Source organism: Actinoplanes oblitus, from assembly GCF_030252345.1.
In the GTDB taxonomy this organism is placed as follows: Bacteria; Actinomycetota; Actinomycetes; order Mycobacteriales; family Micromonosporaceae; genus Actinoplanes; species Actinoplanes oblitus.
Genome location: NZ_CP126980.1, coordinates 2,538,218 through 2,554,548 on the forward strand (window position 1 = coordinate 2,538,218; position 16,331 = coordinate 2,554,548).

Genomic DNA, 16,331 nt, shown 5'->3' on the forward strand with positions numbered 1-16,331 from the left:
GACGATCATGTACGGATCCCGCGTATCCGGCGGCCTTGACCCGGGGGTCGGTGGGTGCGTAGCCTGTCGATAGTTCTGAAACGTTTCACAGCTGACGCCGAGGATCGCCATGACGAATGCCGCAGTCGCCGCGCTCATCGCTCGCTCGAACCGCCTCGGTGCGGATCCGCGCATCACCAACTACGCCGGGGGCAACACCTCCGCCAAGGGCGGCGGCACCGACCCGGTCACCGGGGAGCCGGTCGAGCTGCTCTGGGTCAAGGGCTCCGGCGGCGACCTCGGCACGCTCACCGAGGACGGGCTGGCGGTGCTGCGGCTGGACCGGCTGCGCGCCCTGACCGGCGTCTACCCGGGTGTCGAGCGCGAGGACGAGATGGTCGCCGCGTTCGACTACTGCCTGCACGGGCGGGGCGGGGCCGCGCCCAGCATCGACACCGCCATGCACGGCCTGGTCGACCTGCCGCACGTCGACCACCTGCACCCGGACGCCGGCATCGCGATCGCCACCGCCGCCGACGGGCCCGCGCTGACCAAGGAGATCTTCGGCGATCGGGTGCTCTGGGTGGACTGGCGCCGGCCCGGCTTCCAGCTCGGCCTGGACATCGCCGCCGTGCAGCGGGCCAACCCGCAGGCCATCGGCGTCATCCTGGGCGGGCACGGGATCACCGCGTGGGGCGCGACCAGCGACGAGTGCGAGGCCCACTCGCAGGAGATCATCGGCACCGCCGCGCGGTACCTCGCGGAGCACGGCCGGGACGCGCCGTTCGGTGCGGTGCGACACCCGGCGCTCGACGCCACGCGGCGAAGGCGCCGAGCCGCCGAGCTCTTCCCGGTCATCCGCGGGCTGGCCGCCACCGACCGCCCCCAGGTCGGCCACTTCACCGACACCGACGTCGTCCTCGACTTCGTCGGCAGCGAACGGCTCGCCGAGCTGGCCGCGCTGGGCACCAGCTGCCCGGACCACTTCCTGCGCACCAAGGTCAAGCCACTGGTGCTGGACACCGCCCCGGACGCGCCCCTCGACGAGGTCACGAGCCGGCTCACCGAGCTGCACGAGGCGTACCGGGCCGACTACCGCGCCTACTACGAGCGGCACGCCACTGCCGGCAGCCCGGCGATCCGCGGCGCGGACCCGGCCATCGTGCTGGTCCCCGGCGTCGGCATGTTCTCGTTCGGCGCCACCAAGCAGACCGCCCGGGTGGCCGGCGAGTTCTATGTCAACGCGATAAACGTGATGCGCGGCGCCGAGTCGATCTCCCGGTACGCCCCGATCAGCGAGGCGGAGAAGTTCCGGATCGAGTACTGGTCCCTGGAGGAGGCCAAACTCCAGCGGATGCCCCCGCCGAAACCCCTCGCCACCCGGGTCGCGTTCGTGACCGGCGGCGGCTCCGGCATCGGCCGGGCCATCGCGCTGCGCCTGGCCGCCGAGGGCGCGTGCGTGGTGGTCGCCGACCGGGACGCGACGACAGCGGAGGCCGTCGCCCGGGAGATCGGCGGCACCGACGCGGCCATCGCCGTCACCGCCGACGTGACCGACGCCGCCGCCGTCGAGGCCGCCCTGGACGCCGCGGTGCTCGCCTTCGGCGGCGTCGACCTGGTCGTCAACAACGCCGGCCTGTCGATCTCCAAGCCGCTGCTGGAGACCACCGAGCAGGACTGGGACGTGCAGCACGACGTGATGGCCAAGGGCTCGTTCCTGGTCGCCAGGGCCGCCGCGCGGATCCTGATCGCGCAGCGGATGGGCGGCGACGTCGTCTACATCTCCAGCAAGAACTCGCTGTTCGCCGGCCCGAACAACATCGCCTACGGCGCCGCCAAGGCCGACCAGGCGCACCAGGTCCGGTTGCTGGCCGCCGAGCTCGGCGCCCATGGCGTACGCGTGAACGGCGTCAACCCGGACGGCGTGGTCCGCGGCTCGGGCATCTTCGCCGGCGGCTGGGGCGCCCAGCGCGCCGCCGTCTACGGCGTGCCGGAGGAGGAGCTGGGCGAGTTCTACGCGCAACGCACCCTGCTCAAGCGCGAGGTGCTGCCGGAGCACGTGGCCGGTGCGGTCTTCGTGCTCACCGCCGGCGACCTGTCGCACACCACCGGCCTGCACGTTCCGGTCGACGCCGGCGTCGCGGCGGCGTTCCTGCGATGAGCCACCGTTTCGCGGCCGTCGACCTCGGCGCGTCCGGCGGGCGCGTCGTGGTCGGCACCTTCCGGGACGGCGGGCTGGACCTCGACGTCGTGCACCGCTTCCCGAACGAGCCGGTGCGGGTGGGCGGCACCCTGCACTGGGACATCCTCGGGCTGTACCGGGAGATGCTCGCCGGGCTGCGCGCGGCCGGTCCGGTGGACAGCATCGGGATCGACTCCTGGGCCGTCGACTACGGTCTGCTCGACGCGGACGGGGCGCTGCTCGGCAACCCGGTGCACTACCGGGACTCGCGGACCGACGGGATCGCCGCCGGGGTGCCCGACCTCTACCCGGTCAACGGGCTGCAGAAGCTGCCGTTCAACACGGTCTACCAGCTGCTCGCGGCGGCCGGCACCCGGCAGTACCAGGCCGCCGCGACACTGCTGCTGATCCCGGACCTGCTCGCCTACTGGCTGACCGGTGAGGTGGGCGCGGAGTACACCAACGCGTCGACCACGGGACTGCTCGACGTGCGTACCGGGAACTGGTCCTGGTCGTCGATGGCGGACCTGGGGTTGCGGGCGGACCTCTTCCCGGCGATCCGCCGCCCGGGCGACGTCATCGGACACTTCGCCGGCACGCCGGTGGTCGCGGTGGGCTCGCACGACACGGCTTCGGCGGTGGTGGCGGTCCCCGCGGATCACCACCGTTTCGGGTACGTCTCCAGCGGCACCTGGTCACTGGTGGGGCTGGAGCTGGCGCACCCGGTACTCGGTGACGCCTCGCGCGCGGCGAACTTCACCAACGAGGGCGGGGTGGACGGGACGATCCGCTACCTGCGCAACGTGATGGGGCTGTGGCCGCTCCAGGAGTGCCTGCGCGAGTGGGGCTCGCCGGACATCGCCGAGGTGCTCGGCGAGGCGGCGCGGGAGCCCGCGCTGCGCCACGTCGTCGACCTGGACGATCCGGTCTTCCTGCCGCCCGGCGACATGACCGGGCGCCTGCGGACGGCGGCGGGTCTCCCGGCCGGCGCCGCGCGGCCGGTCCTCACCCGCTGCGTCCTGGACAGCCTGGCACTCGCCCACCGGCGTGCGGTGCACCAGGCCCGCGAGCTGGCCGGCACCTCGCCGGAGGTGCTGCACCTGGTCGGCGGCGGCGCCCGCAACGCGTTGCTCTGCCAGCTGACAGCGGACGCCACCGGCCTGCCGGTGCTGGCCGGGCCGGTGGAGGCCACCGCGCTCGGCAACCTGCTGGTGCAGGCGCGCGCCGCGGGGGTGGTCGCGGGCTCGCTCGATGCGATGCGCGCGCTGGTGCGGCAGACTCAACAGATCGTGCGCTACGAGCCGCGCGGCGACGACGGCCCCTGGCGGGCCGCCGCCGAGCGGGTGAGGGGGTGACAGTGCGGATCGCGCTCTTCGCGACCTGCCTCGCCGACACCCTGTTCCCGGAGGCGGCCAAGGCCACCGTCCGGCTGCTGGAGCGACTCGGGCACGAGGTGGTCTTCCCCCTCGAACAGACCTGCTGCGGCCAGATGCACGTCAACACCGGCTACCAGCGGGACGCGCTGCCGCTGGTCAAGCGGTACGTGTCGGCCTTCTCGCGGTACGACGTCATCGTCGCGCCCTCCGGCTCGTGCGTCGGGTCGATCCGGCACCAGCACGCCATGGTCGCCGCCGGCCAGGGCGAGCGGGGACTCGCGGCCCGGGCCCACGACCTCGGGTCGCGCACCTACGAGCTGTCCGAGCTGCTCATCGACGTGCTGCGGGTGGAGGACGTCGGGGCGTACTACCCGCACCGGGTCACCTACCACCCGACCTGCCACAGCCTGCGGATGATCCGGGTCGGCGACAAGCCGCTGCGGCTGCTGCGCCGGGTGCGCGGGCTGGAGCTCGTCGAGCTGCCGGCCGCCGAGCAGTGCTGCGGGTTCGGCGGCACCTTCGCGATCAAGAACGCGGCGACGTCGGCGGCCATGCTCGCCGACAAGATGACCGCCATCGCGTCCACCGGCGCCGAGGTGTGCACGGCCGGTGACGCGTCCTGCCTGATGCACATCGGCGGTGGCCTGCGCCGGGCGTCCTCCGGCGTCCGCACGGTGCACCTGGCCGAGATCCTGGCCTCGGAGGCGTGATGACGACTTTCCTCGGGATGCCGGCGACCGCACCGCGCGGCGTCGGGCACCTGCGCGGTGACACGACGTTCCCGCGCGCGGCGCGGCAGGCGCTCGGCAACGAGCAGCTGCGGCGCAACCTGCGGCACGCCACCAGCACGATCCGCGGCAAGTCCAGCCGGGTGATCGCGGAACTGCCGGACTGGCAGGAGTTGCGCACCGCCGGGTCGGCGATCAAGGCCGACGTGATGTCCCGGCTGCCCGAGCTGCTGGAGCAACTGGAGGCACGGGTCACCGAGCGCGGCGGCGTGGTGCACTGGGCGGCGGACGCCAACGAGGCCAACCAGATCGTCACCGGACTGGTCCGGGCCACCGGGAGCGATCGGGTCATCAAGGTCAAGTCGATGGCCACCCAGGAGATCGGGCTCAACGAGGCGCTCGAAGCGGCCGGCATCCAGCCGGTGGAGACCGACCTGGCCGAGCTGATCGTGCAGCTCGGCAACGACCGGCCCAGCCACATCCTGGTGCCGGCCATCCACCGGAACCGCACCGAGATCCGGGACATCTTCCTCGCGGCGATGCCCGGCGTGGACCCGTCGCTGACCGACGACCCGCCGGTGCTGGCCGCGGCCGCCCGTAAGTACCTGCGCGAGACGTTCCTGTCCACCAGGGTGGCGGTCAGCGGGGCGAACTTCGGGATCGCCGAGACCGGCACCCTCGCCGTCGTCGAGTCGGAGGGCAACGGGCGGATGTGCCTGACCCTGCCGGACACCCTGATCACCGTGATGGGCATCGAGAAGGTCGTACCCACCTGGCGGGACCTCGAGGTGTTCCTGCAGTTGCTGCCGCGGGCGTCGACCGGGGAGCGGATGAACCCGTACACCACGATGTGGACCGGGGTGACACCCGGCGACGGGCCGCGGGAGTTCCACCTGGTGCTGCTCGACAACGGGCGTAGTGCGGTGCTGGCCGACGAGGTGGGGCGGCAGGCGCTGCACTGCATCAGGTGCTCGGCCTGCCTCAACGTGTGCCCGGTCTATGAGCGCACGGGCGGGCACGCGTACGGCTCGGTCTATCCCGGTCCCATCGGGGCGGTGCTGTCGCCCCAGCTCACCGGCGTCGAGGACAACGCCTCGCTGCCGTACGCGTCGTCGCTGTGCGGTGCGTGCTTCGACGCCTGCCCGGTGAAGATCGACATTCCGTCGATACTGGTGCACCTGCGCAACCGGGTGCCGCACCCACCGGCCGAACGTGCGGCGATGCGGGCCGCGGCGTACACGATGGACCGGCCGAGGCTGTACGCCCACGCGCAGCGGGCCGCGAAACTGGCGCGCATCGCCGGGCGGCGGGGGCGGGGCCTGCCGCCACCGCTGTCCTCCTGGACCGTCTCGCGGGATCTGCCGGCGCCGCCCGACCAGACCTTCCGGGACTGGTGGGCGTCGCGATGAGCTCGAAAGACGTGATCCTCGGGCGGGTACGCGCGGCGTTGCGGGACGCGCCGGCGCCGGGCGAGGTGCCCCGGGAGTACCGGCGGACGTTCCCCGGCGCCGACCTGGACCTGCTGGTGGACCGGCTGGTGGACTACCGGGCCTCGGTGCGCCGGGTCGCCGAGGACACGGTCGCGCCGACCGCCGCGGAGATCGCGGGCGGGACCATCGTCGTACCGCAGGGGTTGCCGCCGGCCTGGCGCCCGGCGGACGTCCTGGTCGACGACGGCCTGGCACCGGATCGCATCGCGGCGGCCGCCGCGGTCCTGACCGCCGCGGCGGTGGCGGTCGCGGAGACCGGGACCATCGTGCTGGACGCGTCGCCGGACCAGGGCCGGCGGATCATCACGCTGCTGCCGGACGTGCACATCGTCGTGCTGCGGCCCGGCCAGGTGGTGGCGTCGGTGCCGGAGGCGCTCGCCCGCCTCGACCCCGCCCGGCCGCTGACCTGGATCAGCGGACCGTCGGCGACCAGCGACATCGAGCTGAACCGGGTCGAGGGCGTGCACGGTCCCCGCCACCTGCACGTCCTGCTGCTCGACGGCTGACCGGCTCGCCGGCGCCGTGCCGCTGGCGCTCGGCTGCGATCATCTGGTCGTGGAACCCATCGACTTCGGTGCCTGTCCGCACTGTGGAAGCCTCGAGATCATCTGTGTGCCGAGCAGCAACGCGGACGGCTACCACCGCAGCGGCATGGCAGCCGGCACGTTCCGGATGATTCCGTTCTCCCGCGTGGTCTGCCTGCAGTGCGGTCTGGTCCGCGAGTGGATAACCAACCGCGCCCACCTGGACCACCTCCGCGAGAAGTACAAACCCCGGCGGTGAGCCGGCCGCCCGCGCGGTCGTGGTCGGGCGGGCGGCTTCCGGTGTACTCGGCGGGTCCTGTCACTCAGCCGGCCACGAGGCGGACGGGGTGAGCACGTCGCCCGGCGCGCCCGAGGGGGCCGGCTCGCGCAGGTCGGTGCCGTGCGGGGTGAAGTTGCTCGGGTCGGCGTCCGGGTAGAGCTCGGTGCCGCCACCGGACCCGGCCTGCGGCGCGCCGCAGTCGCCACCCGGTCCGCCGGAGGGCACGGCCATGCCGGACGGCTCGGCCATGCCGGACGGCGCGGTCATGCCGGAGGGGGCGGCCATGCCGGACGGCACGGCCATGCCGGACGGCACGGCCATGCCGGACGGGAGCCCCGCGCCGGCGCCACCGGGAGGCGGGCAGGCCGACGGTGACGGCGAGGTGCCGGTGCTCTCCCCGGGGGAGGACGAGGTGGCGGAGTCGCCGCACGCCGCCATCAGCAGGCCTGCGGCCAGGGCGGTCATGGCGACGGCGGCGCGGCGGGCGGGCGTGGTCTTCAGCAAGGGTGCTCCTGGGATTCGGGTCCGGCCGGGTACGTGAACAGCCACAATCTAGGATCATGAGCAGCCTGACGGGGCAAAACCGGTCTAAACGCCGCATTCGGTGGATAGGTGCTGCAATCGTCGCGGTCGGCGTGGTCGCCGGCGTGACCGTCGCGGTGCTCCACCGCCGGCCCGATGCTCAGGGACCCGCCCCGGTGGTCGCGGTCGCCGCGGCCAAGGGAGAGGTCACCCTCGACGTGGCCACGATCGGCACCGTCGAGCCGGCCACCACCCGGGAACTCGCCTTCGCGGTGACCGGCACCGTCGAGGCGATCGAGGTGCGGGCCGGCACCAAGGTCGCGGCCGGGCAGACCCTGGCCGCCGTCGACGACACCGGCGCGGCCGACGACGTGGACAGCGCCGAGGAGATCCTCAGCGACGCCAAGGGCCGGCTGACCGAGGCGGAGAACGCGGCCGCCTCGGTCACCGCGGCGGCGACCACGTGCGCCACACCCACCCTGGGGCATCTGACCGCCGTCAGCGCGGCGGCGACGGCCGCCCCCTCGGTGCCGGCGATCGCCGCCGCCTGCCCGACCCACGGGTACCCGGACGCCGGCAACGACCCGATCCTCAACGCGCGGCAGACGGTCAACCGGGCCGGCCGGGCGGTCGCCGAGGCTAGGGCGGCACTCGACGGCGCGGTGCTCAAGGCGCCGATCGCCGGGACCGTCGTCTCCGTCGCGGGCCGCGTCGGCGACACCGTGAGCAGCGGCCGGACGTTCATCACGCTGGCCGGTACGTCTGCCATGCAGGTGCGCGCGGACTTCCCGGAGGCGGACGCCGGCTCGCTGAAGGTGGGGCAGCGCGGCACTGTCACCCTGGCCGACCACGACGACACCCTGGACGTCACGGTGGTGCGGGTGGACCCGGTCGGCACCTCGGACGGCACCCTGGTCCGGTACGGCGCGGTGCTCGCCTTCGCCGCCCCGCCCACCGACCTGCTGGTCGGGCAGTCGGCTCAGGTGACGGTACGCGTCGGCGAGGCCACCGACGTGCTGCGCGTGCCGTCCACCGCGGTGCACGACATCTCCGGCGGCTCCGGCACCGTGCTGGTCCGCTCCGGCACCGGTGACGCCCAGCGCACGGTCACCGTGGGCCTGCGCGGCGACCAGTACACCGAGGTGACCGACGGGCTCACCGCGGGTGAGCCGGTCGTGCGTTCCTGGTGATCGGAATACCGGCGAACACGCCACCCCGAACCGGCCGTAGCGGACATGATGACATCGTGAAAGCCCTTCGCAGGCCCAGCACGGCGGTCAACGCCCTGCTGGCACTACTGATCGTCGGCGCCGCGATCTGGGGCGTCAACCTGATCCGCAGCACCTCGTCCGGGAACTCGGCGAACGCCACCGACGTCCGTACCGTCACCGTCTCGCAGGGCACGGTCACCAAGACGGTCAGCGCCGACGGCACGGTGCAGAGCGCCTCGACCGCCGCCGCCACGTTCACCACCGCCGGCACCGTCACCAGCATCAAGGTCCAGGTCGGCGACAAGGTCAGCAAGGGGCAGCAGCTGGCCGCCGTCGACGCCGCCGGCGCCGCGCGCGACCTGGCGCTGGCCAGGGCCAACCTGGACGCCGCGAACGACGCCCTGGACCGGGCGGCGACCGCCGGCACCGACACCACCGCCGCGGAGAACGAGGTCACCACGGCGAAGCTCGCGGTCGCCGACGCCGAGGCCGCGGTCGCCGGCACCACGCTGACCGCCCCGATGGCCGGCACTGTCACCGCGATCAACGGCTCGCTGGGCGGCTCGTCCTCGCCGACCGGATCCGCCTCGTCCGCCGGCACGGGCGGCACCGGCGGGTCGGCCGCGAGCACGTCCGCCGGCGGCTTCATCGACCTCGCCGACCTGAGCCGGCTGCAGATCACCGCGAACTTCGCCGAGGCCGACGCCACCTCGCTCGAGGCCGGCCAGTCCGCCACCGTCACCTGGAACGCCCTGGAGAACGCCGAGACCACCGGCAAGGTGCTGGCCGTGGACCCGACCGCCACCACCACCGGCAGCGTGGTCACCTACGGCGTGACGATCAGCCTGCCGGACCCGCCGGACGGCGCGAAGCCCGGCCAGACGGTGCGCGTCTCGGTGGTCACCGACAGCGTGGAGAACGCCACGATGGTCAACGCGGCGGCGGTCACGGTGAGTGGACGGCGGTCCACCGCCACCGTGCTCACCGGCGCCGGCCGGCAGGAGGTCCGGCAGCTGCGGGTGGGCCTGGAAGGCGACGACGCGTACCAGATCACCTCCGGCCTGACCGCCGGTGAGAAGGTGGTCGTCCCGACCGGCACGTCGAGCGGCAACAGCGGCTCCGGAACCCGCACCGGCGGCGGCCTCGGCACCGGCGGCGGCTTCAGCGGTGGCGGCGCCCCGCCCGGTGGTCGCTGAGCCATGGCCACGACCCGGCCGGTCCTGGACGTCCGCGACCTGACCAAGGTGTACGGCGAGGGCGAGACCGCGGTACGCGCCCTGGACGGCGTGTCACTGCGGGTGGCCCGCGGCGACTACCTGGCGATCATGGGCTCGTCCGGGTCCGGCAAGTCCACCCTGATGAACATCCTGGGCTGCCTGGACGTCCCGACCAGCGGGCGGTACCTGCTCGACGGGGTGGACGTCAGCCGGCTCTCCGACGGCCAGCTCGCCCTGGTACGGAACCGGCTGATCGGGTTCGTCTTCCAGGCGTTCAACCTGATCCCGCGTACGTCGGCGGTCGCCAACGTCGAGCTGCCGCTGGCGTACTCGGGGATGCGCGCGGCCGAGCGCCGGCGGCGGGCCATGTTCGCGCTCGACGTGGTCGGCCTGGCCGACCGGGCCGAGCACGAGCCGAACCAGCTCTCCGGCGGCCAGCAGCAGCGGGTCGCGGTGGCCCGCGCGCTGGTCACCGAGCCGGCCCTGCTGCTGGCCGACGAGCCCACCGGCAACCTGGACAGTCACGCCACCGAAGAGGTGCTGCAGGTGTTCGACGACCTCAACGCGGCCGGTCGCACGATCGTGCTGATCACCCACGAGGACGAGGTGGGCGCCCGCGCCGACCGGCTGATCAAGCTGTTCGACGGGCGGATCACCTCGGACGTCCGGCAGGACCACACCGCCAGGCACGCGGCATGAGCGCCGCCGAGACCGTGCGGTTCGCGCTGCGCGGGCTGTCCGCCGACAAGCTGCGCTCGGTGCTCACCATGCTGGGCATCCTGATCGGCGTGGCGGCGGTGATCCTGCTGGTAGCGGTCGGCAACGGCTCCGCCCGGGCGATCGCCGACCGGATCTCCGCGCTCGGCGCCGACACGCTCACCGTGCTGAGCACCAGCCGGGGGACCAGCACCGGCGGCGGCCTCACCGACAAGGTCGCCGACGCGCTCGACGACCCGGTGCTCGTCCCGCACGTGGCATCGGTGTCGCCGGTGGTCAGCACGTCCGCCACGATCACCTACGAGGGCGGCGACCACGATGTCAGCTCGTTCGTCGGCACCACGCCGGACTGGTTCGGCGCCTCGAACTCCTCGGTCGCGACCGGCGCGCCGTTCACCGCCGACGACGAGGCGCAGGCCCGCCGGGTGGTGGTGATCGGGCAGACCGTCGCCGAGGAGCTGTTCCCCGGCGTCGACCCGGTCGGCCGGCGGGTCACCGTGGGCGGGGCGCTGTTCACCGTCGCCGGGGTGCTGGACGAGAAGAGCTCCAGCGGCTTCGCCGACGCCAACGACACCGCTGTCGCGCCGATCTCCGCGGTCCGTCAGGTGCTCGCCGGGTACGGCACGCTCAGCTCGATCCTGGTCGAGGCCCGCGACGCCGATCAGGTGGACACCGCGGAGAGCGAGATCGCCGCCATCCTGGACCGGAAGATGCCGGCGAGCAGCGACGGGACCACCGCGTACCGGATCCAGAACGCCGCCCAGCTGCTGGCGACGCAGACCGAGACCGCCGGCACGTTCACCACCCTGCTCGGCGCGGTGGCCGCGATCAGCCTGCTGGTCGGCGGCATCGGCATCACCAACATCATGCTGGTCACGGTCACCGAGCGGACCCGGGAGATCGGCATCCGCAAGGCGCTCGGCGCACCCCGCCGGGTGGTGCTCGGCCAGTTCCTGACCGAGGCGACCCTGCTCAGCGTGCTCGGTGGCGGCCTCGGCGTGGCCGCCGCGCTGATCGGCAGCAGGTTCTCGATCGCCGGCGTGCGGCCGGTGATCGTACCCAGCTCGGTGGCGCTCGCCCTGGGCGTCTCCGTACTGATCGGACTCTTCTTCGGCGGCCTGCCGGCGGCCCGGGCGGCTCGGCTGCGGCCGATCGACGCGTTGCGCTACGAGTGAGGGCGCCCCGCCGGCGGGCGTCCCCGACAACCGAAGGAAGCTGATGAACGACGACACCGACGTCCTGCCGCGTACCCCGTCCGAGGCCGAGCACGAGGACCTGAACAGCGCCATCGCGCACGCCGCCCCGAAACGCTGGTGGAACCGGACGACGCTGGTGCTGGCCGGCCTGGTGTTGCTGGCCGTCGGCTTCCTCGGCGGCGTACGGGTGCACCAGCGGTGGGGCTCCTCGCCGGCGACGGCCACGCCGGCCGCACCCACCCCCGGCGCCGCCCTGCCCGGCGCGGCGGGCACTCCCAGCGGGGCCCTCGATCCGGGCCGGCCGGGCGGCGGCACCTCGGGGACGCTCACCAAGGTGGACGACGGCATCCTCTACGTGCGGACCGCGGCGGGGGAGACGATCACGGTACGCACGTCCGACGCCACCACGGTCAGCAAGATCATCGCTGCCACCGTGGCCGAGCTGACCACCGGTCTCCAGGTGACCGTCCAGGGCACCGCGGACAGCGAGGGCATCATCTCCGCCACCGCGATCACCACGAGCTAGCCGGCCAGCGCACGCCACGGCTCGGTCGCACCGGCGTCAGCTGTTGCGGCGGCGGATCAGCACGACAGCGACGGCGGCGGCGAACAGGTCCAGGACGATCAGCACACCCGCCCAGCCGAACAGCAGCATGACCAGCGGAACGAGGATGAACAGCAGCGCGCACAGCACCGGCACGGCCGGGAACGGGGGTGGGGCCGGGACGTCGGCCAGGCCGGCCATCCGGGCGGCGAAGTCGGAGTCACCCTTGAGGCTGCGTTCCAACTCGGCCAGGGCGCGGCGTTCGTGATCGTTCAGCATCGATTCACCCCCGGAGGTCCATCGGCCTCCCTGCGGTTACCCGTTCGCGGTCACCGCCAAACCGCCTGCGAAAACGTGCTAAAAGGACACACGCGCCGCTCAGGTGGACCGGTGCAGGCCGGTGATCAGGGCGGTGAGCAGTGCCGTCCGCTCCGCGACGCCGGCCGCCGACACCCACTCGGTGCGGGCGTGCGCGCCACCGCCGCGCGGTGCCAGCCCGTCCACCGTCGGCCGCCCGAGTGCTCCCGTCGTGTTGGTGTCCGCCGCCCCGTCCGCCGGCCGACCGGCGAGCGTCTGCCCGATGCCGGCCGCGACCGAGCCGATCCGGGCCAGCAGTTCGTCCCCGCCGGCGCCGGGCTGCCAGGTCGGCCGGTGCGAGAGCAGCCGCAGGGTCACCGTGGCCGATGACCGGACCGGCCGCAGCGCCGCCAGCTCCCCGAGCACCGCCCGCTCGTCCGCCGGATCCGCGAACCGTAGCCCCAGATCGGCGTGCGCCCGCCCGGCCACCACGTTGGTTCGTCCCCCGCCGGCGATGGTCCCGGTGTTGACCAGCACCGGCCGCCCGGCGCCGATCTCCCGGACCCGCAACAGCTGATCGACCAGCTCGTCGATGGCGTTCGCCCCGGCGTCCGGGTCGAGCGCGGCGTGCGCCTCCACCCCGGTCACCTCGATCCGGGCCCGGGTGCTGCCGCGCCGCCCGGTCTTCAGGTCGCCGCCCGGGTGCGGTGGCTCCATCCCGAGCACCGCCGACGCCCGCCGGCCCTCGGCCGTCACCAGGCCGGTCGCTGTCGGCGACCCGATCTCCTCGTCGGCGACCACTATCACCCGGATCTCCGGGTGCGGCGCTTCCGCCGCCGCGACCGCCGCGAGCAGCGCCGCGATGCCGGCCTTGGTGTCGTAGACGCCCGGCCCGCGGATCACGTCCCCGTCGACGGTCCACGGCATCCCGGCCAGCGTGCCCACCGGCCACACCGTGTCGTAGTGGGTGAGAAAGAGCAGGGGCGCACCCGGGACGCCGCGAGCGGGCAGAGTCCAGACCAGGTGATCGCCAGTGGGGTGCGGCTCGCGGGCGGTGCCGAAACCGGCCGCGGCGGCGTCCGACTCCAGCATCTCGGCCAGGGCGGCGAGCGCCCGCGGGTCACCGGTGGGCGACTCGGCAAGCGTGTAGCGGTGCAGCGCCGCAATGGCTGGTGACGGCATATGCGAACGCTAAGTCGCGTGGTACCCGTTGTCAACGAGCATGGATATCGTCAGGATGGCACTTATACGTTCGCTATCTTCGGCTTGCCGGTGACGCCGGGGGAGGGGCCCGATGGACGTGGTGGTGCGTGAGCTGGACGGGATCGCCGAGTGGACGGCGGCCGGCGCCCTCTACCGCGAGGTGTTCGGCTACACCGCGCCCGAGTGGGGGCTCAACCCCCGGCTGCTGGCCGCCCTGCGGGAGAACGGCGGGACGGTCATCGGGGCGCTGGCCGGCGACGACCTGGTCGGTTTCTGCTACGGCTTCCCCGGCGTCGAGGGCGGCGAGTTCTACCACTACTCGCAGGCCGCTGTGGTCGCGGCGGGCCTGCGGGGCACCGGCGTCGGCCGGCTGCTGAAGTACGCGCAGGCGGCCGCCGCCCGGCTGACCGGCGCCGGGACCATGCGGTGGGTCTTCGATCCGTACGCCCTGCGCAACGCGCACTTCAACTTCGCGGTGCTCGGGGCGACCGGGATCCGCTTCCTGCCGGACTTCTACGCCGAGCCGGGCACCGACCGGGTCCTGGTGAGCTGGGACCTGACCCGGGCCGTTCCGGACCGGGCCGATGCCGATCCGCTGCCCGGGGCGCCGGCCGGGCGTACCGGAAAGGGCTCGCGATCCGCCGTCGTGGTCGCGGCCGGTGACCGGTGGGCGGCGCCCGGCCCGGAGGATCGGGCCTGGTTGCGGCAGGAGTTACTGGCGCGGTTCGCGGACCGGGAAAGGCTTGTCGACGTGGTGCGGCCGGAGGGCGATCCGGGACGGGTGGCCTACCTGTTCGAGACCGGTGAGGAGGGGGCGTGACCTCCCGGGGAACTCCCGCCGAGCGCTTCGACCGCAACGTGCAGCGCCGCTCGGCGCAGGTGCTCAAGCAGCGGGTGCTCGAGCAGCAGCGGGCCGAGTTCGATCAGGCGCTGGAGCGGGCCGCGGAGCAGGACGCGATCGAGCGGGCCGCGGCGCTGATCGTCTCGGCGCGGCGCCGGTTCCTGATCGGTTACGGCAAGTCGCTGAGTTACGCGTCGCTGCTCGCCGCCGACCTGAGCGCCGGGCTCTCCGGGGTGCACCTGGTCGACGGCGCGCCGCCACGGGCGCTCGACGTGCTCAGCGACATCAGGCAGGGCGATCTGCTGGTCGCTGTCTCGCTGGAACGCTATCGGCGGGAGACGGTCGAGGTCGCCTCGGCTTACGTACGCCACGGGGGCGAGCTCGTCCTGATCACCGACGCCGAGGACGCTCCGCTGACCGCTGTCGCCACCACGCGCATCGTGGTCGGGACCGGCAGCGCGTCGTACGCCAACTCGCCCACCTCGATCGCGCTGGTCCTGCACCTGCTGGCGACCTTGACCATCGCCAGTTCCAAAGGCGCCGGCCGGCGCCTGCGCGAGCGTGACGCGCTCGCCGCGGAACTGCACCTCTACGTGGACGAAGCATGATCCGGATCCGGCACGTCGAACTGCGGCGGGTGCGCCTGCCCCTGGTGCACCGCTTCCAGACCAGCTCGCACGCCAAGCGGGAGCTGGAGCACATCCTTGTCAAGATCATCGATGGGTCGGGGGCGGTGGGCTGGGGTGAGATCGCCTCGCCGAGCGGGCCGTTCTACTCGGCGGAGACCGTGGAGAGTTGCTGGGCGGTGGCCCGGGACCACCTGAAGCCGCTGGTGCTGGGCGCGGCCTGGGAGCATCCGGCGGAGCTGGCGGCGGTGCTGGCGAAGGTGCGCGGGAACCACTTCGCTCGGGCCGGGTTCGACATGGCGGCCTGGGCGTTGTGGTCGGCTCGGCGGGGCGTCGCGCTGGCGGCGGCGCTCGGCGGCAGCCGGGAGCGGGTCGAGGCGGGGGTGTCGCTGGGCATCGAGCCGTCCGTCGACGAGCTGCTGGCGCAGGTGGAGTCGCGGGTCGCGGAGGGGTATCGCCGGGTCAAGCTCAAGATCGCGCCGGGGTGGGACGTCGGCCCGGTGCGTGCGGTGCGGTCGGCGTTCCCGGGCGTCCCTCTGCACGTCGACGCCAACGGCGCGTACCCTCCGGACGCCGCCGACGTCTTCCGCGAGCTGGACACCCTCGGGTTACGGATGATCGAGCAGCCCTTCGCTCCCCGCGCCTTCGTCGCCCACGCCGCCCTGCAGGAGATCCTGGACACCCCGGTCTGCCTGGACGAGTCGATCGAGGACGTCGAGGACCTGGTCACCGCGCTGCGGCTGAAGGCGGGCCGGATCCTCAACGTCAAGGTCTCCCGGATGGGCGGCCTCACCGCCGCGGTCCGCGCCCACGACCTGGCGTGGGACGCGGGGATGCCGGTCTGGTGCGGCGGGATGCACGAGTTCGGCATCGGCCGCGCCGCGAACGTGGCGCTCAGCTCGCTGCCCGGCTTCACGCTGCCGTCCGACGTCTCCGGCTCGGACAAGTACTACGCCCGGGACATCACCACGGCGCCGGTGGTGTGCGAGTCCGGTTTCGTCACGGTCCCGTCCGTCCCGGGGCTGGGCCGGGAGCCGGACCTCGACTTCCTCACGGAGCGTACGATCGCCCAGGTCTGAGGACCAGTGCCGGCTGATGTGATCCTCTTCGATACATTCGACCGGCGCCAGACAGGGGAGGAACACACGTGACGGGCACGGGGGCTCAATCCGGCGGCGAGACGACGCCGGAGCCGACTTCACCACCATCGAGCACGCCGTCGGCGGATCCGTTGTCAGCGGCGCCCGTCGCCGATCCGACAGCGCCACCCGCCCCCTCGCCGGGGTTGCCGCCGCCCTATCAGCCGCCGGCGTCGCCGGTCTCCGAGTGGGCCCGCCCGTCCGACGGTGACCCGACGCCGGCCGCGCCCAGTGCCTGGCCGGCTCCGCAGCCGTGGAT

Annotated in this window: 17 protein-coding genes; 14 read left to right on the forward strand and 3 right to left on the reverse strand. The window is 73.4% G+C overall.

The genetic code is table 11. The features are described 5' to 3' along the window. Positions 1-109 precede the first annotated feature (109 nt). From Actob_RS11490 to Actob_RS11515, 6 genes are read left to right on the forward strand one after another with little or no spacing between them, the layout of a single operon-like run. Positions 110-2,140, forward strand: a complete 2,031-nt coding sequence (locus tag Actob_RS11490) for a bifunctional aldolase/short-chain dehydrogenase (protein WP_284920071.1) — start codon at positions 110-112, stop codon at positions 2,138-2,140. Further along, complete coding sequence (locus Actob_RS11495; RefSeq protein ID WP_284920072.1) at positions 2,137-3,516, forward strand: rhamnulokinase; 1,380 nt, start codon at positions 2,137-2,139, stop codon at positions 3,514-3,516. The genes Actob_RS11490 and Actob_RS11495 overlap by 4 nt, the downstream gene beginning before the upstream one ends. A 2-nt stretch (positions 3,517-3,518) precedes the next feature. Further along, positions 3,519-4,247: a (Fe-S)-binding protein gene (locus Actob_RS11500; protein WP_284922295.1), complete on the forward strand. Its 729-nt coding sequence runs from the start codon at positions 3,519-3,521 to the stop codon at positions 4,245-4,247. Further along, entirely contained in the window at positions 4,247-5,674 is a 1,428-nt protein-coding gene (locus Actob_RS11505) for a LutB/LldF family L-lactate oxidation iron-sulfur protein (protein WP_284920073.1), read from the forward strand. Before Actob_RS11500 ends, Actob_RS11505 begins: the two co-directional genes overlap by 1 nt. Beyond that, positions 5,671-6,261, forward strand: a complete 591-nt coding sequence (locus tag Actob_RS11510; RefSeq protein WP_284920074.1) for a LutC/YkgG family protein — start codon at positions 5,671-5,673, stop codon at positions 6,259-6,261. The genes Actob_RS11505 and Actob_RS11510 overlap by 4 nt, the downstream gene beginning before the upstream one ends. A gap of 49 nt (positions 6,262-6,310) precedes the next feature. Then, on the forward strand, positions 6,311-6,538 hold the full coding sequence (locus tag Actob_RS11515) for a hypothetical protein (RefSeq protein WP_284920075.1): 228 nt from the start codon (positions 6,311-6,313) through the stop codon (positions 6,536-6,538). 60 nt (positions 6,539-6,598) lie between these two features. Here Actob_RS11515 and Actob_RS11520 read toward each other — a convergent pair whose 3' ends face one another. Beyond that, on the reverse strand, positions 6,599-7,063 hold the full coding sequence (locus tag Actob_RS11520) for a hypothetical protein (RefSeq protein WP_284920076.1): 465 nt from the start codon (positions 7,061-7,063) through the stop codon (positions 6,599-6,601). Between the two features lie 131 nt (positions 7,064-7,194). On the opposite strand from Actob_RS11520, the gene Actob_RS11525 reads away from it, so the two are divergent. From Actob_RS11525 to Actob_RS11545, 5 genes are read left to right on the forward strand one after another with little or no spacing between them, the layout of a single operon-like run. Beyond that, positions 7,195-8,271 carry an efflux RND transporter periplasmic adaptor subunit gene (locus Actob_RS11525; protein ID WP_284920077.1) on the forward strand — a complete coding sequence of 359 codons (1,077 nt, stop codon included), beginning with the start codon at positions 7,195-7,197 and terminating at the stop codon, positions 8,269-8,271. Positions 8,272-8,327: 56 nt separating this feature from the next. Continuing rightward, on the forward strand, positions 8,328-9,488 hold the full coding sequence (locus Actob_RS11530) for an efflux RND transporter periplasmic adaptor subunit (RefSeq protein ID WP_284920078.1): 1,161 nt from the start codon (positions 8,328-8,330) through the stop codon (positions 9,486-9,488). Positions 9,489-9,491: 3 nt separating this feature from the next. Further along, positions 9,492-10,208 carry an ABC transporter ATP-binding protein gene (locus Actob_RS11535; RefSeq protein WP_284920079.1) on the forward strand — a complete coding sequence of 239 codons (717 nt, stop codon included), beginning with the start codon at positions 9,492-9,494 and terminating at the stop codon, positions 10,206-10,208. Further along, positions 10,205-11,401: an ABC transporter permease gene (locus tag Actob_RS11540; RefSeq protein ID WP_284920080.1), complete on the forward strand. Its 1,197-nt coding sequence runs from the start codon at positions 10,205-10,207 to the stop codon at positions 11,399-11,401. The genes Actob_RS11535 and Actob_RS11540 overlap by 4 nt, the downstream gene beginning before the upstream one ends. A gap of 43 nt (positions 11,402-11,444) precedes the next feature. Next, a complete protein-coding gene (locus tag Actob_RS11545) occupies positions 11,445-11,948 on the forward strand; it encodes a hypothetical protein (protein ID WP_284920081.1) in 504 nt (167 codons plus the stop codon). Positions 11,949-11,984: 36 nt separating this feature from the next. Here Actob_RS11545 and Actob_RS11550 read toward each other — a convergent pair whose 3' ends face one another. After that, a complete protein-coding gene (locus Actob_RS11550; protein ID WP_284920082.1) occupies positions 11,985-12,245 on the reverse strand; it encodes a DUF3040 domain-containing protein in 261 nt (86 codons plus the stop codon). 99 nt (positions 12,246-12,344) lie between these two features. After that, positions 12,345-13,445, reverse strand: a complete 1,101-nt coding sequence (locus Actob_RS11555) for a M20/M25/M40 family metallo-hydrolase (protein ID WP_284920083.1) — start codon at positions 13,443-13,445, stop codon at positions 12,345-12,347. A 112-nt stretch (positions 13,446-13,557) separates the two neighbouring features. Here Actob_RS11555 and Actob_RS11560 point away from each other — a divergent pair, with 112 nt between their 5' ends. From Actob_RS11560 to menC, 3 genes are read left to right on the forward strand one after another with little or no spacing between them, the layout of a single operon-like run. Continuing rightward, positions 13,558-14,286, forward strand: coding sequence for a GNAT family N-acetyltransferase (locus Actob_RS11560; protein WP_284920084.1), 729 nt, complete (start codon positions 13,558-13,560; stop codon positions 14,284-14,286). After that, a complete protein-coding gene (locus tag Actob_RS11565) occupies positions 14,283-14,915 on the forward strand; it encodes a MurR/RpiR family transcriptional regulator (protein ID WP_284920085.1) in 633 nt (210 codons plus the stop codon). Before Actob_RS11560 ends, Actob_RS11565 begins: the two co-directional genes overlap by 4 nt. Further along, positions 14,912-16,012, forward strand: a complete 1,101-nt coding sequence (gene menC, locus Actob_RS11570; protein ID WP_284920086.1) for an o-succinylbenzoate synthase — start codon at positions 14,912-14,914, stop codon at positions 16,010-16,012. Before Actob_RS11565 ends, menC begins: the two co-directional genes overlap by 4 nt. Positions 16,013-16,331 lie beyond the last annotated feature (319 nt).

Bases quoted from the DNA above. Each gene is read 5' to 3' on its own strand.
- Actob_RS11555 (WP_284920083.1), bottom strand. From the start codon at position 13,445: ATGCCGTCACCAGCCATTGCGGCGCTGCACCGCTACACGCTTGCCGAG.
- Actob_RS11505 (WP_284920073.1), top strand. From the start codon at position 4,247: ATGACGACTTTCCTCGGGATGCCGGCGACCGCACCGCGCGGCGTCGGG.
- Actob_RS11560 (WP_284920084.1), top strand. From the start codon at position 13,558: ATGGACGTGGTGGTGCGTGAGCTGGACGGGATCGCCGAGTGGACGGCG.
- Actob_RS11535 (WP_284920079.1), top strand. From the start codon at position 9,492: ATGGCCACGACCCGGCCGGTCCTGGACGTCCGCGACCTGACCAAGGTG.
- Actob_RS11545 (WP_284920081.1), top strand. From the start codon at position 11,445: ATGAACGACGACACCGACGTCCTGCCGCGTACCCCGTCCGAGGCCGAG.
- Actob_RS11490 (WP_284920071.1), top strand. From the start codon at position 110: ATGACGAATGCCGCAGTCGCCGCGCTCATCGCTCGCTCGAACCGCCTC.
- Actob_RS11510 (WP_284920074.1), top strand. From the start codon at position 5,671: ATGAGCTCGAAAGACGTGATCCTCGGGCGGGTACGCGCGGCGTTGCGG.
- Actob_RS11540 (WP_284920080.1), top strand. From the start codon at position 10,205: ATGAGCGCCGCCGAGACCGTGCGGTTCGCGCTGCGCGGGCTGTCCGCC.
- Actob_RS11495 (WP_284920072.1), top strand. From the start codon at position 2,137: ATGAGCCACCGTTTCGCGGCCGTCGACCTCGGCGCGTCCGGCGGGCGC.
- menC (WP_284920086.1), top strand. From the start codon at position 14,912: ATGATCCGGATCCGGCACGTCGAACTGCGGCGGGTGCGCCTGCCCCTG.
- Actob_RS11550 (WP_284920082.1), bottom strand. From the start codon at position 12,245: ATGCTGAACGATCACGAACGCCGCGCCCTGGCCGAGTTGGAACGCAGC.